This window comes from Serratia sp. JKS000199, from assembly GCF_900215455.1.
In the GTDB taxonomy this organism is placed as follows: Bacteria; Pseudomonadota; Gammaproteobacteria; order Enterobacterales; family Enterobacteriaceae; genus Serratia; species Serratia ureilytica.
Window position 1 is genome coordinate 4,676,469 of the sequence record NZ_LT907843.1, and the last position, 14,568, is coordinate 4,691,036.

The following is a 14,568-nucleotide window of genomic DNA, read 5'->3' on the forward strand; positions in this document are numbered from 1 at the left end:
GCCGTGGGCCCGCTACGCCGGGCCCATCGCCAGATAAACCGCTCCCTCGGGGGCGGTTTTTTTTCGCCTCGCGCCGGGTTATGACAAACTTTGCTACTATGGTTACAGCAGAAATTGACCGGCGCTTTTTACCTGACAACCAAGGACAGCACAAAACATGGACAGCCTCATTACCTTCGAAAAACTGACGGCGAAACACCTGCCTTACCTGTATGAGATCCGCTTTTCCGTCGAAGAGAACCTGCTGCATCCGCATCAGATCCAGTATCTGCAGCGCAAGCAGGCGCTGGAAGACATCAACCAGGGCGGTGGCTGGATCTGCAAGTATGGCGAGGACTATGCCGGCGTTGGATTCGGGTTGTTCATCCCCGAACCGTTGATCGGCGGACTGTTCGTGAAGCCGGAATACCAATCAATGGGAATGGGTTCTGCCTTGCTGGCGCGCGTCACTGCCTGGATGTTTGAGCACGGCGCCGAAGCCATTCACTTAACCACCGATCCCGGCTCTAAAGCCGAAGGTTTTTATCAACATCACGGTTGGGATGTGATCGGGCGGGATGAGTTCGGTCAGGCGGAGCTGGTGAAACGCAAAGAGGGTGAATAATGAAAATCAAAGGATTGATGACGTTACTGCTGCTTTCGCTGTTCAGCGCACCGTTGTACGCGGCCGTTGACTCTTTTTACCTGAAGCCGGCGGACGGCGAGAAGATCAATGTCACCCGACAGATGCTGGAGGCGATGCCGTCGCACACGATTAAAACCTCGACCAATTTCACCCCGGAAGAGGCGTTCACCGGCGTTGAGTTTTCGGAGCTGGTGAAAGCGTACCATCTGCAAGGGAAGTCGGTGCGCGCCTTCGCGTGGGACGACTATTCCTATTCGATGCCGATTGACGAGATGATTAAATATCGCGTGATTGTCGCCTATCTGCGCGGCGGTAAGCCGATCGACGTGGGGGAGCTGGGGCCGTTCGCTATTATCTATCCGCGCGATCAATACCCCGAGCTGAATAACCTGGACGTGAACGCGAAAACCGTCTGGCAAGTCAAACGGCTGGAGATTAAATGAGATGAGCAAGAAACTGATCGGTACTCTTATCGCGTTGGTTGCCATCTTCTCCTTATTAATTTTGCTGATTGCCATTAACTTCGGTGGCGTAAAAGAGCGCTATAAGCAGATCGAACCCAATCTGGATAACTACTCGGTGGCCGAGATCCTGTTTCTGGCGTTTGAAAGAACCAAAACTGCGCTGCTGCTCAGTGAAAACGACGACTACGACGCTTTCCTGATCAAAAAGAAAATATTTTACTCGAAGATCCAAATCCTGGAGAGCCGCTCCACCTTCAGCGACTCTTTCTATTACGACGACGAATTTATCAAGAACGTCGCTCTGCTGAAGCAACAGTACCGAACGCTGGGCGATCTTTCCGTCGGTTTGCTGGCAGGGCGGAAAAGCAAGGCGGATATCCTCGCTTATATGGATGACATCGAGGGCACGTTGGTCGATATCCAGGAGATTATTTATCGGATACAAATTAAAAACTTCACCGAGGTTAAAGGCATCATCCAGGATAATTCGAGAAAAGCCGAGATGTTCGCCGTCTTATCGCTGATTTTGGTGTTCCTGATGATGTTCCTGGTGGTGAGAAACGCCTTCTCGTTAAAAGAGATCATCAAGAACAAGAACATCTTTATCTCATCCATCTACCATGAAATCGCCGGTTCGACGCAGGCCATCGTCATCGCCGCGGATATCATGGAGCACGAGCTGGCGCAGGAAGAGCTCAAAAAGGAGGCCCGCCTGATCTCCTACCACGGCAACAAGATCGCCGAACAAACGCGTGAGGTGATGGATTATTCGCGGTTTGAAATGGGGGAGGTTAACGTCAATATTTCCACCTTTCGGCTGCATGAGGTGGTGGACGATGCCATGACCAGTATCAGCGCTGGGCGCGGTAATCGCATCGTGGTGCGTCGTTCATCCTATGTTGGTTTGATTTGCTCCGACAAATACAAGCTCTACCGAATATTGGCCAATCTGCTCAGCAACGCGGACAAATTTACCCACCACGGCGCGATCATCCTCAACGTGAAGGTGTGCCATGGCAATCTGTATTTATGGGTAAAAGACAACGGCATCGGATTTAACGTTAATAATCTGGAACGGTTGTACAAGGCGTTCAATCAGGGAGTAGAAAGGGAAACGCGGCAGGGACTGGGGCTGGGGCTGACCATTATCAAGAATTATGTGACGACGCTGAAAGGCGCCATCAGAGTCAAATCCACCGAAGGCGTTGGCTCATCGTTTTTCATCCGCATTCCGGTCAAACTAATTAAAGAATAAATTCGACAGCAGCAGTGAGGAGATAATCAGCGGTTTGGTCGGTTTTTCCACCAGGTGCACGTCATAGTGCAGGATCATATCGCCGATATTCTTCTCATAGTGATTCAGCTGGCCGGTCAGAATGATGATGCGCGCGTGCGGATCGAGGGTGTCCTTTATTTTCTTCACGACGCGTTCTGAGGTTTCGCCGAAGTCCAACAGCCAGTCCAGAATAAACGCCTCAAAGGACTGTTGCTCAAGTGCGGCCAGCATGGCATCCGCCGTTTGAAAGGTCTCGGTCTCAATGCCGTAGCGGCAGGCGATTTTCTTCAACAGCTCGAGGATATCGCTGTCGTTGTCCAGGATCGCGATGCGCGGCGCCGGCAGAAAGTCTATCTTGTTGACTCTGTACAGCGGTACGTCGGCCTGCGTATCCCGGCTGGTATTGATGATGAAAAGGTCATCTTTTTTGTAGGCGTAGGTTTCGTCGTCGTCCAGCTGTGTCACCGGGTGTTCGTCGACTTCAACCTTACAGCGTTTGTGAATGCTGTTCATGATAAAAACGCCGTTATGCGTTCTTTGGCCGGCGAATGGCTCGTTGAAGTACTGAAACACCTTTCTGACTTCGTCGAGGGTGATGCCCCTTTTACCATCCAGCTTCTGCTTGGCGCTGTTGTACTGAAGGTTCAGTATGTTGGCCATCGTGGAGGCATGTTTTCTGTCGCCAACCCCTTTAAGAGTGAGCAACGCGCTGATTGCATCGATGTAATTTGGCGTTTTCTTCATGACAACCTTGGCTTTTTTGATGTTGACCGCGAGCGTGGCAAATCTGCGCGAGGACCCGTGCTGGATTATAGATGATGCCCCGGAGGTTGCGGTGATATCAGTTTGATTTTCCTTGGCAAACTCAGAATACACTCGATATCAAATAAAAAAACACTCAAAAGACATTCACATTTAATCGTTTGTATGGTTAATTAGCGCACATACTGTGTGATTCGCGTCCTGGGGGGGTTGCCAGTCTCACAAAATAAACCGCCTGCTCTTGTCTGTAAGCAGGGAGCAGGCGGCAAAAAAACGCGACGGCCAACACCAGGGCCATTGGCAGTATCGGGGATTACCCCTCGAGTCACTTTTCGTCTCCGCATCGACTTTTTCCTCGTTCTGCCGTTCTCTGCCGCAACGGGCTCCATTGAAAAACACTCTGCGTGAGTGCTGAACACCGCTATTCCCTCATCATGCCCGTCACCTGAGCCGATAAAACCGCCTGTTCGTGCGTGCCCTCAGGCGCAGGTTCCAGGATGGCCGTTGGTGAGGAACCGGAGTCGCGCAAGAGCGTCTGTGCGCGATCCGGGATTGGATAAGGCGGGGCCATCGAGAGGGTAACGGCCCCGGCCGACACCGGGTTTGGCGGTCGGCAACGTCACTATAATCGGCGCGTTTGCCGGCGCCAGCGCCACCGTTCGGCATTGCGCGGCCGCTCCAGCGTTTTCTTCGCACGGCGGCAAACGTTGCCGCTTATTGCGCGCTGCGTCCCAGATAATCGTCCCAGTCTTTCCACACTGGCTGCAGCCCGGCGTTGCTGATGGCCTCGGCGACCTGCTGCGGCGTGCGGCCGTCGTGCGGCTCAAACTGTTCCAGCTCAGGCGGTACGTCGTCGGCATAGCCGCCGGGTTGCGTCTTGGATCCGGCGCTGACGCTATTGATCGCCACCGGGATCATATGATCGCGGAAGTACGGCGACTCCCGGGTAGACAGCGACAGCTCAACGTCCGGCGCGAACAGCCGGAAGGCGCAGATCAGCTGCACCAGCTGAGGCTCACTCATGATAGACGCGGGCTCAATGCCGCCGGCGCAGGGGCGCAGGCGTGGGAACGAGATCGAGTAGCGGCTCTGCCAATAGGTTTGCTGCAGGTAGAACAGGTGTTCCGCCAGCAGATAGCAGTCGGTTCGCCAGCTGTGGGACAGGCCGATTAACGCGCCGAGGCCGATCTTGTCGATCCCGGCGCGCCCCAGGCGATCCGGCGTGGCCAGGCGCCAATGGAAATCCTGCTTCTGGCCGCGCAGGTGGTGCTGCAGATAGGTGGCCGGATGGTAGGTTTCCTGGTACACCATCACGCCGTCCAGGCCCAGCGTTTTCAGTTCGGCGTATTCCTCCTGCGCCAGCGGCTGCACTTCCATCATCAGCGAGCTGAAGTGGTGGCGGATCGCCGGAATGTGCTGGCGGAAATAGTCCATGCCGACCTTGGTCTGATGTTCGCCGGTGACCAGCAACAGATGTTCGAACCCCAGCGCCTTGATGGCTTCGCACTCGCGCGCAATCTCCGCCGCATCCAGCGTTTTGCGCTTGATGCGGTTGCTCATCGAAAAGCCGCAGTAGGTGCAGTCGTTGGCGCACAGGTTGGACAGGTACAGCGGCACATAGAAGCTGACGACGTTGCCGAACCGCTGACGGGTCAGCAACTGCGCGCGTTGCGCCAACGGTTCCAGATACGGCGCGGCCGCGGGGGAGATCAGCGCCATAAAGTCGTCGCGCGTCAGCTTGTCGGCGTTCAATGCGCGTTCCACGTCGCGCGCCGTTTTGCCGTTGATGCGCAGCGTAATGTCGTCCCAGTCCAGCTGTTGCCAGCGGCTACTGAAATCGTCGGTCATCACTGCGCCTCCTCTGGCTGGCTGAGGAAAGCGGTCAGCGGGCTGGACGCGACCGCGCCGCGCTGGCTGGAGCCTAATCCGGCGCTGCGTGCCAGCTCGCCGGCCTCCAGCGCCAGGCGAAATGCCCGCGCCATCTGCACCGGATCGCGCGCCACGGCGATGGCGGTATTCACCAGCACCGCGTCGGCGCCCAGCTCCATCGCTTCCAGCGCGTGGCTTGGCGCGCCGATGCCGGCGTCTACCACCACCGGCACCTTAGCTTGCTCGATGATGATTTCGAGGAAGTCACGGGTGCGCAGACCGCGGTTGGAGCCGATAGGGGCGCCGAGCGGCATCACCACTGCGCATCCCACTTCTTCCAGCCGTTTGCACAGCACCGGATCGGCGCCGCAGTAGGGCAGCACCACAAAACCGTCTTTCACCAGCGTTTCCGCCGCCTTCAGCGTTTCTATCGGATCCGGCAGCAGGTATTTCACATCGGGATGGATCTCCAGCTTCACCCAGTGGGTGCCGAGCGCTTCGCGCGCCAGTCGGGCGGCGAACACCGCTTCGGCGGCCGTTTTGGCGCCGGAGGTATTGGGCAACAGCCTGACGCCCAACTGTTGCAGCGGCGCCAAAATGGCGTCGTTGCCGCCGCGCAGATCGACGCGCTTCATGGCCATGGTCACCAGCTGTGAGCCGGAGGCCGCCAGCGCCTCCAACATCAGCGCCGGGGTGGCGAACTTGCCGGTGCCGGTGAACAGGCGCGAGGTAAAAGTGGTATCGGCGATTTTCAGCATGTCAGCCTCCGGCGATCGCTTGAAACAGCAAAATGTCGTCACCGTCCTGCACCTGATGGTCGGCCCAGTCGGCGCGTGGGATGATGGTTTGGTTGATCGCCAGCGCGGTGCCCGGCTGGTGGCGTTCCAGCTGGGTCAGCAGGGCGGCGACGCTGAGCGGCTGTGCCAGCTCCAGCGGTTGGTCGTTCAGACGGATCTTCATGCGGCGCCTCCGCAGACCGGGCAGGCGCGGGCCCGGCTCAGCTGCAGCGTGCTCCAGCTCTGCTGCTTGCCGTCGAACAGCCGCAGCTTGCCGCTGAGGGAGGAAGGAAGGCCGGCCAGCATCTTGATGGCCTCCAGCGCTTGCAGAGTGCCGATCACGCCCACCACCGGGCCGAGCACCCCGGCGGTGCGGCAGTTGCGCTGCGGTTCTTCCTGCTCCGGGTACAGGCAGGCGTAGCAGCCGTGCGCATAGGGCGGCTCGAGCACCAGCAGCTGGCCGCTGAAACCCACTGCGCTGCCGCTGATCAGCGGCTTGGCGGCGGCGATGCAGGCGGCGTTGACCTCATGGCGGGTCGCCATGTTGTCGCAGCAGTCCAGCACCAGATCGGCGCGGGCGACCGCGTCGCGCAGCGCTTGCCCTTGCAGCCGCTGCGCCAGCGGGATGGACTCCACCAACGGGTTCAACGCCTGCAGATGGCGTTGCGCCAGCGCCGCTTTGCCGGTGGCGGTATCGGCGCTGCGGTACAGGATTTGCCGCTGCAGGTTGGTGACGTGCAGCGTGTCGTCGTCGGCCAGCAGCAGCGTGCCGACCCCGGCGGCGGCCAGATACAGCGAAGCCGGGGACCCCAGCCCCCCCAGGCCGACGATCAGCACCGTGGCGCGCTTGAGTTTTTCCTGACCTTCCGGGCCGACATCCTCCAGCAGCAGCTGGCGGCTGTAGCGCAGGAACTCCCGATCGTTAAGCATCGTTCGGCTCCTTACCTTCGATCAGCCGCAGCAGTTCGGCCGTCGCCGCGCGCCAGTCCGGCGCCTGGGTGATGGCGCTGACCACCGCCACGCTGCCGACGCCGCACGCCAGCACCGCCGGTACGCGATCGAGACTGATCCCGCCGATCGCCACCGTCGGGTAATCCGCCAAACCGGCGATGTGGCGTTTTAACTCCGCCAGCCCCTGCGGCGCCGAAGGCATGTCTTTGGTCTGGGTGGGGAAGATGTGCCCCAGCGCGATGTAGGAGGGTTTCACCGCCAGCGCGCGCGCCAGCTCGGCATCGTCATGGGTGGAAACGCCGAGCCGCAGCCCGGCGCGGTGAATGGCCGCCAGATCGGTGGTATCGAGATCTTCCTGGCCCAGATGCACGCCGTAGGCGCCGTGCTTGATCGCCAGCCGCCAGTAATCGTTGATGAACAGCCGCGCCTGATAACGCCGACCCAGCGTGATGGCGGCGGCGATATCCTCTTCGACCTGCTCGTCCGGCAGATCCTTGATGCGCAGCTGGATCGTGGTAACGCCGGCCTCCAGCAGGCGAGCGATCCACGCCACGCTGTCGACGACCGGGTAAAGCCCCAGTTTGTGGGGCGTCGCCGGGAAGGGCGTCGTGATATCAGTCATTGCTCGTCTCCTCCTGCAGGTTGCCGGCGCTGTGATACAGCTCGCTGCCGCGGGCGCGGAACTCGGCGGACATTTTCTCCATGCCGGTCAGCTGCACCTCGATCGGTTTGGCGGCCTCTTGGGCGGCGGCATAGTCGCGCACCTCTTGTGAAATCTTCATCGAGCAGAATTTCGGTCCGCACATCGAGCAGAAGTGAGCGATCTTGCCGGACTCCTGCGGCAGGGTTTCGTCGTGATAGGCGCGCGCGGTGGCCGGATCGAGCGCCAGATTGAACTGATCTTCCCAGCGGAATTCGAAACGCGCCTTGGACATGGCGTTATCGCGAATTTGCGCGCCCGGATGGCCTTTGGCCAGATCGGCGGCGTGGGCGGCGATCTTGTAGGTGATCAGGCCCTGTTTGACGTCCTCTTTATTCGGCAGGCCGAGGTGCTCTTTCGGCGTGACGTAACACAGCATGGCGCAGCCGAACCAGCCAATCATCGCCGCGCCGATGCCGGAGGTGAAATGGTCATAGCCCGGGGCGATATCGGTGGTCAGCGGGCCAAGGGTGTAGAACGGCGCTTCGTGGCAATGTTCCAGCTCTTCGGTCATGTTGCGGCGGATCATCTGCATCGGCACGTGGCCCGGGCCTTCAATCATCACTTGTACGTCGTATTCCCAGGCGATTTTGGTCAGCTCGCCCAGCGTATGCAGCTCGGCGAACTGGGCCTCGTCGTTGGCGTCCTGAATCGAACCGGGGCGCAGGCCGTCGCCGAGCGACAGCGAAACGTCGTAGGCGGCGCAGATCTCGCAGATTTCACGGAAGTGCTGATAGAGGAAGTTTTCCTGATGGTGCGACAGACACCATTTGGCCATGATCGAGCCGCCGCGCGACACGATGCCGGTCAGGCGTTTGGCGGTCATCGGCACGTAGCGCAGCAGCACGCCGGCGTGGATGGTGAAGTAATCGACCCCTTGTTCAGCCTGTTCCAGCAGCGTATCGCGGAACATCTCCCAGGTGAGGTTTTCCGCCACGCCGTTGACCTTCTCCAGCGCCTGGTAGATAGGCACGGTGCCGATGGGCACCGGGCTGTTGCGCAGGATCCACTCGCGGGTTTCGTGAATGTAGCGGCCGGTGGAGAGATCCATCACGGTGTCTGCGCCCCAGCGGGTGGCCCACACCAGCTTCTCCACCTCTTCTTCGATCGACGACGTGACCGCCGAGTTGCCGATATTGGCGTTCACCTTCACCAGGAAATTGCGGCCGATGATCATCGGCTCCGCCTCCGGGTGATTGATGTTGGCGGGAATGATGGCGCGGCCGGCGGCCACTTCCTGGCGCACGAACTCCGGCGTGATGTTGTCCGGCAGGTTGGCGCCCCAGCCCTGGCCCGGATGCTGGTGGCGCAGCACCTCGCCGCGAATGCGTTCGCGCCCCATGTTTTCACGGATGGCGATGAACTCCATCTCCGGGGTGACGATGCCGGCGCGGGCATAGTGCAGTTGGGTCACGCACTTGCCCGGCAACGCCTTGCGCGGCAGCGGCAGATGTTCGAAGCGCAGGTGATCCAGCCCCTCGTCCGCCAGACGCTGTTGGGTGAAGCCGGAACTGGCGCCGCTCAGGGTCGCGGTATCGCCGCGCGCGTCGATCCAGCCGGCGCGCAGCTTGGCCAGGCCGGCGTGCACATCGAGCTCGGCCTGCGGATCGCCGTATGGGCCTGCGGTGTCATATACCGGGATCGCCTCGTTCTGTTCATACTGCGGGCTATCTTTGCTGCCGCCGACCAGGGTCGGGCTGAGCTGAATTTCGCGCATCGGCACCTGGATATCGCGGCGCGAGCCCTGCAGGTAGATGCGGCGTGAGTTTGGGAAAGCCATGCCTTGCAGCGTGTCGATAAACTGCTGGGCGGCTTCGCGTTGCGCTTTACGGGCGCGCGGTGGATTAACGTTAGACATAGCAAGTTCCTACCAGTGTGTTGGGTTGGGAAAGTTGCTTGTCTGGAGCTCGGAGGGAGTAATGATGGTGGCCGATAAGGCTGGACGCCCGCAAAGGGAAGGCCGTGCCTGTGGCGATAGATTACTCTTGTTCCCTTCGCGGGTATTAGCCCGATCAGGTTCCGCGGATCCCGAATTAACGGTCTCAGCCTGGCTGATTCGATGAACAAATCAGGCGCTAGGCACTCCGACAAGATGCCCCCCAGTATAGGAGGGATAAGAAAAAAAACTATAAAATTTTAACGCGCCGGATCCAGCGCCTGGTCCGGCAGCGGTTGCTGCGCGGCCTCCGCTTCCAACAGGATCAGCTTATCTTCCAGCGCAAAGCGCGCCGCCAGCGTTTCGCCGATATCCGACAAGGCCTGATGGAATTCCAGACAGACCTCCTGATCGATATCCACTTCGGTATAGCGATCGTGGAACGCCATGATCTGTTCGGTATTGGCCCATAGCTTGGGGTAGATGTTCACCGCCAGCGACATTTTCGGACTGGCTGCGCCTTCCACTTGTTTGATAATTCTGTCATAGATATGAAAATGCCCTGCGGAGAGGTAATCCACCAGGTTATGGCAAAAGTTCTCCAGCGCTTTTTCATTCAGCGGCGTATGCTTTTCTTTATTCGGTTTGAGGCCTACCAGCGTGCAGTAGGCGACCAGCAACTGCTTGCGGGCCTGAAGCCATTGATCAACTAATTCATTACTACCGCCAACGCGCTGAGTCAGCCTTTCCAAACGGTTGAGCATGTTTGACTCCGTGTAAGTAATAAAAGTAACCGGTAAGTTATTAAAATGTAACAAAGCCGATTTGTAGAGTGCCAGTGAAGCTGAGGTTGTGCAACAACGATATGGAACTTGCATTAACGGGCAATGAAAACGGCTGGTGGATCGTCAGCCATGAAAGCAAACTTTGGTTACCGAACGGTGAATTGCCGTCGGGGACGGCCGCCGTCCTCGGGCTGCAGGGCCACATGGCGCGCATCATCGGTGAGTGGGAGGGCGCGCCGGTCTGGCTGGTGCGCCAGGCGATGCCGCGGGAGATGGGATCGGTGCGTCAGCTGTTGGATCAGGATCGTGGTCTGTTCCAGCTTGCCGGGCGCGGCGTGCAGCTGGCGGATTTCTACCGCTCCCATCGCTTTTGCGGCTACTGCGGCCATGAGATGCATCTCAGCCGCACCGAAAGCGCCTGCCTCTGCGGCCACTGCAAAGAACGGTACTACCCGCAGATTGCGCCCTGCGTGATCGTCGCCATTCGGCGCGACGATCAGATCCTGCTGGCGCAGCACGTGCGCCATCGCGGCGGTATCCACACGGTGCTGGCCGGTTTCGTCGAAGTGGGCGAAACGCTGGAGCAGGCGGTGGCGCGCGAAGTGATGGAAGAGAGCAATATCGAAATCAAGAACCTGCGCTACGTCACTTCACAACCCTGGCCGTTCCCACACTCGCTGATGATGGCCTTTATGGCCGATTACCATCAGGGCGACCTTCGTCACGATCCCAAGGAGCTGCTTAACGCCGGCTGGTATCGCTACGACCAACTGCCGCTGTTGCCGCCGCCCGGCACCGTGGCGCGCCGGTTGATTGAGGACACCGTGGCGCTGTGCCGGGAAGAATAATGTACAATGGCCGGCAGATTATTAAGGGAGCCCCATAAATGACTGAGTTGAAGAACGATCGCTACCTGCGCGCGCTGTTGCGCCAGCCGGTGGATGTGACCCCCGTATGGATGATGCGCCAGGCCGGTCGTTATTTGCCGGAGTACAAGGCGACCCGTGCCCAGGCCGGTGATTTCATGTCGCTGTGCAAGAACGCGGAGCTGGCCTGTGAGGTTACGCTGCAGCCGCTGCGCCGCTATGCGCTGGACGCCGCCATTCTGTTCTCCGACATTCTCACCATTCCCGACGCCATGGGGCTTGGCCTGTACTTTGAAGCCGGCGAAGGCCCGCGTTTCAGCTCACCTATCACCTGCCGTGCCGACGTCGACAAACTGCCGGCGTTCGATCCGGAAGTGGAGCTGGGCTATGTGATGAACGCGGTGCGCACCATCCGCCGCGAGCTGAAGGGCGAAGTGCCGCTGATCGGCTTCTCCGGCAGCCCGTGGACGCTGGCTACCTATATGGTTGAAGGCGGGAGCAGCAAGGCCTTCACCAAGCTGAAAAAAATGATGTATGCCGAACCGGCCACGCTGCACCTGTTGCTGGACAAGTTGGCGGACAGCGTGATCCTGTACCTCAACGCCCAAATCAAGGCCGGCGCGCAGTCGGTGATGGTGTTCGACACCTGGGGCGGCGTGCTGACCGGGCGCGATTACCGCGAGTTCTCGTTGCACTACATGCACAAGATCGTCGATGGCTTGCTGCGTGAAAATGACGGCCGCCGCGTGCCGGTGACGCTGTTTACCAAAGGCGGCGGGCAGTGGCTGGAGGCGATGGCTGCCACCGGCTGCGATGCGCTGGGGCTGGACTGGACCACCGATATCGCCGACGCGCGTCGGCGCGTGGGCGACAAAGTGGCGCTGCAGGGCAATATGGATCCGTCGATGCTCTATGCTTCTCCGGCGCGCATCGCGGAAGAGGTGGAGACCATTCTGGCCGGTTTTGGCCACGGCAACGGTCATGTGTTCAACCTGGGCCACGGCATCCATCAGGATGTGCCGCCTGAGCACGCCGGCGCCTTCGTCGAGGCGGTGCACGCGCAGTCGGCGAAATACCACCGTTAAGGATTCGATGTGACCGATATGCAGGCCCTGCGCGCCGAACAGCTGCGGCGCGCGGCTGAAGTCATTCGCTACGACGATCTGCCGGCCGAACCGCCGGCCTTCATCGCCGGCGCCGACGTGGGCTTCGAGCAGGAGGGGGCGGTGACGCGTGCCGCTATCGCCATACTGCGCTATCCGTCGCTGGAGCTGGTGGAATATCAGGTGGCGCGCATCGCCACCGTCATGCCTTATATCCCGGGCTTCCTGTCGTTTCGCGAATACCCGGCGCTGTTGGCCGCCTGGGCACAGCTGCGGCAAAAGCCGGGGCTGATCTTCGTCGATGGGCATGGCATTTCACATCCGCGGCGCCTCGGCGTCGCCAGCCATTTCGGCCTGCTGGTCGATGTACCGACCATCGGCGTGGCCAAGAAGCGCCTGTGCGGCAAATTCGCGCCGCTGGAGGCCGCCGTCGGCGCGCTGGCACCGTTGGAAGATAAGGGGGAACAGCTGGGCTGGGTATGGCGCAGCAAGGCGCGCTGCAACCCGCTGTTCATCTCTACCGGTCACCGCGTGGGCGCCGACAGCGCGCTGGCGTGGGTGCAGCGCTGTATGGCGGGCTACCGTTTGCCGGAGCCGACCCGCTGGGCCGACGCCATCGCTTCGCGCCGTCCGGCGTTTCAGCGTTGGTTGCAGCAGCATCCGGAGGTGTCGCCATGAGCGATTTCGGGTACACTGCGCCGCAGATAACGCGTAAGAGAGTAAAGCATGCTACGTAACCCGATTCATTTACGTCTGGAACGGCACGAGGCTTGGCAACATTTGACCTTTATGGCCAGTTTGTGCGAGCGTATGTACCCGAATTACCAGATGTTCTGCAAACAGACCGAGTTCGGCGATCCGGCGATTTATCGCCGCATTCTGGATTTGGTGTGGGAAACGCTGGTGGTGAAGGACGCCAAGGTCAACTTCGACAGCCAGCTCGAGAAGTTGGAAGAGGCGATTCCGTCGGCGGAAGATTACGATCTTTACGGCGTTTACCCGGCAATTGATGCCTGTATCGCATTAGGGGAACTGATCCATTCGCGGCTCGGCGGGGAGACGCTGGAGCACGCCATCGCCATCAGCGAAACATCGATTCGCACCGTGGCGATGTTGGAAATGACTCAAGCCGGTAGGGAAATGACCGACGAAGAGTTGGGAAGTTTGCCTGCGGTAGAGGAAGAATGGGACATTCAATGGGAAATTTTCCGCCTGTTGGACGCCTGTGAAGAGCGCGATATAGACCTGATCAAGGGGCTGCGATCCGACCTGCGAGAGGCCGGTGTCAGCAACATCGGGATAAATTTAGCGCAATAAGGCAACAAAACGTGATTTAACGCCTGATTTGTCATGCCTTAAGGCTTCACATCCGCACCCTGTCTGGTCTACATTTGGGGGGCGTAAAAAAAGTGGCTATCGGTGCGTGTATGCAGGAGAGTGCTGTCAATCGGCATATCCGTCGCACTCGATGCTTTGCAAACGATAAACACACTGTAAGGATAACTTATGAACAAGACTCAACTGATTGATGTAATCGCGGACAAGGCTGACCTTTCCAAAGCACAAGCTAAACTGGCTCTGGAATCCACCCTGGCTGCTATTACTGAGTCTCTGAAAGAAGGTGATGCAGTACAATTGGTTGGCTTCGGTACTTTCAAAGTAAACCATCGTAGCGAGCGCACTGGCCGCAACCCACAGACTGGCAAAGAAATCAAAATCGCAGCAGCCAACGTGCCTGCGTTCGTTTCTGGCAAAGCACTGAAAGACGCTGTTAAATAAGACCGCGCCTCGGTGAAAAGATTAAACAGAGGGGCGATGGCGCCCCTTTTGTTTACTCGTCGGGTGCTCATGGCCGCCGGCATCGCCCTCGGTCTGAGCGCCTGCAGTTTCCATTCCGATATTCCCAGCTTTACCGCCAGCGGCTTTGTGGCCGATCAAGGCGTGATACGCCTGTGGCGTAAAGACGATGAGCAACATCGCCCGCAGGTGCTGGTCAGCGTCTATAGTCCCTACCGCGGACCGGGTACCATCACCACGCTGTACACCTATCAGGGCGACGTGCTGCGCCAAATCAAACGCAACGACGCCGACGGCGATCGAGATTCCATTCAACTGCGCTTTGCCGACGACGGCACGGTGAGCTTTATGCAGCGCCAGCTGGCGACACGCCGCGAACCGTTGACCCGCGATGAAATCGCCCTGTATCAATATCAGGCGCGACGTATCCTCGAAGTCAGCAATGCGCTGCGCGCCGGCAAGGTCAAATTGCTGCAGGGGCGTTGGTTGCAGGGCGAAGTGCAAACCTGCGACGGGCAGCGCTTAAAACCCGGGTTGGATGCCTCCGCCATCGCCTGGATCGAAAAACGCGCCCGCAGCAGCAGCCGGCCGGTGAGCGTCGCCTGGTTGGAAGCGCCGGAAGGCAGCGAGCTGCTGCTGGTAGCAAACGACGACTTCTGCAGCTGGGAACCGAAAGAAGACCAGCTATAAAAAAGGCCCCGCGCTGCGGAGCCTCTTG

General features: G+C 59.3%; 17 protein-coding genes and 1 riboswitch. Of the genes, 9 read left to right on the plus strand and 8 right to left on the minus strand.

Features of this window, described 5'->3' with window-relative positions; all coding sequences use genetic code 11:
- The first annotated feature begins 157 nt into the window (after positions 1 to 157).
- Genes CPH57_RS22130 through CPH57_RS22140 form a run of 3 tightly spaced genes read left to right on the plus strand, consistent with a single transcriptional unit; the run spans position 158 to position 2,344 of the window.
- The gene (locus CPH57_RS22130; RefSeq protein WP_033652702.1) at positions 158 to 604 is read left to right on the plus strand and encodes an N-acetyltransferase; all 447 of its coding nucleotides are present in this window, start codon (positions 158 to 160) and stop codon (positions 602 to 604) included.
- Positions 604 to 1,068, plus strand: coding sequence for an oxidoreductase (locus tag CPH57_RS22135; protein ID WP_033644359.1), 465 nt, complete (start codon positions 604 to 606; stop codon positions 1,066 to 1,068). The genes CPH57_RS22130 and CPH57_RS22135 overlap by 1 nt, the downstream gene beginning before the upstream one ends.
- Position 1,069: 1 nt before the next feature.
- Positions 1,070 to 2,344, plus strand: a complete 1,275-nt coding sequence (locus CPH57_RS22140; RefSeq protein ID WP_033644360.1) for a sensor histidine kinase KdpD — start codon at positions 1,070 to 1,072, stop codon at positions 2,342 to 2,344.
- On the opposite strand, the gene CPH57_RS22145 is transcribed toward CPH57_RS22140, so the two are convergent.
- The 8 genes from CPH57_RS22145 to CPH57_RS22180 form a co-directional block, all read right to left on the minus strand.
- Complete coding sequence (locus CPH57_RS22145) at positions 2,330 to 3,025, minus strand: response regulator (RefSeq protein ID WP_033644361.1); 696 nt, start codon at positions 3,023 to 3,025, stop codon at positions 2,330 to 2,332. The two genes, CPH57_RS22140 and CPH57_RS22145, sit on opposite strands and share 15 nt — an antisense overlap.
- Positions 3,026 to 3,841: 816 nt before the next feature.
- Positions 3,842 to 4,975, minus strand: a complete 1,134-nt coding sequence (thiH, locus tag CPH57_RS22150) for a 2-iminoacetate synthase ThiH (protein WP_096242722.1) — start codon at positions 4,973 to 4,975, stop codon at positions 3,842 to 3,844.
- On the minus strand, positions 4,975 to 5,754 hold the full coding sequence (locus CPH57_RS22155) for a thiazole synthase (RefSeq protein WP_046688070.1): 780 nt from the start codon (positions 5,752 to 5,754) through the stop codon (positions 4,975 to 4,977). Before CPH57_RS22155 ends, thiH begins: the two co-directional genes overlap by 1 nt.
- 1 nt (position 5,755) lies before the next feature.
- Positions 5,756 to 5,956 (minus strand): sulfur carrier protein ThiS, encoded by a 201-nt coding sequence (gene thiS / locus CPH57_RS22160; protein WP_016929423.1) that lies wholly within the window; start codon positions 5,954 to 5,956, stop codon positions 5,756 to 5,758.
- A complete protein-coding gene (locus CPH57_RS22165) occupies positions 5,953 to 6,702 on the minus strand; it encodes a HesA/MoeB/ThiF family protein (RefSeq protein WP_033644364.1) in 750 nt (249 codons plus the stop codon). Before CPH57_RS22165 ends, thiS begins: the two co-directional genes overlap by 4 nt.
- Positions 6,695 to 7,345, minus strand: coding sequence for a thiamine phosphate synthase (thiE, locus tag CPH57_RS22170; protein WP_096242723.1), 651 nt, complete (start codon positions 7,343 to 7,345; stop codon positions 6,695 to 6,697). The genes CPH57_RS22165 and thiE overlap by 8 nt, the downstream gene beginning before the upstream one ends.
- Complete coding sequence (gene thiC, locus CPH57_RS22175) at positions 7,338 to 9,281, minus strand: phosphomethylpyrimidine synthase ThiC (protein WP_046688072.1); 1,944 nt, start codon at positions 9,279 to 9,281, stop codon at positions 7,338 to 7,340. The genes thiE and thiC overlap by 8 nt, the downstream gene beginning before the upstream one ends.
- A 114-nt stretch (positions 9,282 to 9,395) precedes the next feature.
- A riboswitch (TPP riboswitch) is annotated at positions 9,396 to 9,520 on the minus strand.
- A gap of 39 nt (positions 9,521 to 9,559) precedes the next feature.
- Positions 9,560 to 10,063, minus strand: coding sequence for an Rsd/AlgQ family anti-sigma factor (locus tag CPH57_RS22180; protein ID WP_019456431.1), 504 nt, complete (start codon positions 10,061 to 10,063; stop codon positions 9,560 to 9,562).
- Between the two features lie 101 nt (positions 10,064 to 10,164).
- On the opposite strand from CPH57_RS22180, the gene nudC reads away from it, so the two are divergent.
- From nudC to CPH57_RS22210, 6 genes are all read left to right on the plus strand, one after another.
- On the plus strand, positions 10,165 to 10,932 hold the full coding sequence (nudC, locus tag CPH57_RS22185; protein WP_033644901.1) for an NAD(+) diphosphatase: 768 nt from the start codon (positions 10,165 to 10,167) through the stop codon (positions 10,930 to 10,932).
- 38 nt (positions 10,933 to 10,970) lie between these two features.
- Positions 10,971 to 12,035, plus strand: a complete 1,065-nt coding sequence (hemE, locus tag CPH57_RS22190) for a uroporphyrinogen decarboxylase (RefSeq protein WP_033644367.1) — start codon at positions 10,971 to 10,973, stop codon at positions 12,033 to 12,035.
- A gap of 9 nt (positions 12,036 to 12,044) precedes the next feature.
- Positions 12,045 to 12,731: a deoxyribonuclease V gene (nfi, locus tag CPH57_RS22195; RefSeq protein WP_033644368.1), complete on the plus strand. Its 687-nt coding sequence runs from the start codon at positions 12,045 to 12,047 to the stop codon at positions 12,729 to 12,731.
- Between the two features lie 48 nt (positions 12,732 to 12,779).
- A complete protein-coding gene (locus tag CPH57_RS22200) occupies positions 12,780 to 13,370 on the plus strand; it encodes a YjaG family protein (protein WP_033644369.1) in 591 nt (196 codons plus the stop codon).
- Between the two features lie 189 nt (positions 13,371 to 13,559).
- The gene (gene hupA, locus CPH57_RS22205) at positions 13,560 to 13,832 is read left to right on the plus strand and encodes a nucleoid-associated protein HU-alpha (RefSeq protein ID WP_004929874.1); all 273 of its coding nucleotides are present in this window, start codon (positions 13,560 to 13,562) and stop codon (positions 13,830 to 13,832) included.
- A gap of 36 nt (positions 13,833 to 13,868) precedes the next feature.
- The gene (locus CPH57_RS22210) at positions 13,869 to 14,540 is read left to right on the plus strand and encodes a DUF1481 domain-containing protein (RefSeq protein WP_080273415.1); all 672 of its coding nucleotides are present in this window, start codon (positions 13,869 to 13,871) and stop codon (positions 14,538 to 14,540) included.
- The last annotated feature ends 28 nt before the right edge of the window (positions 14,541 to 14,568 follow it).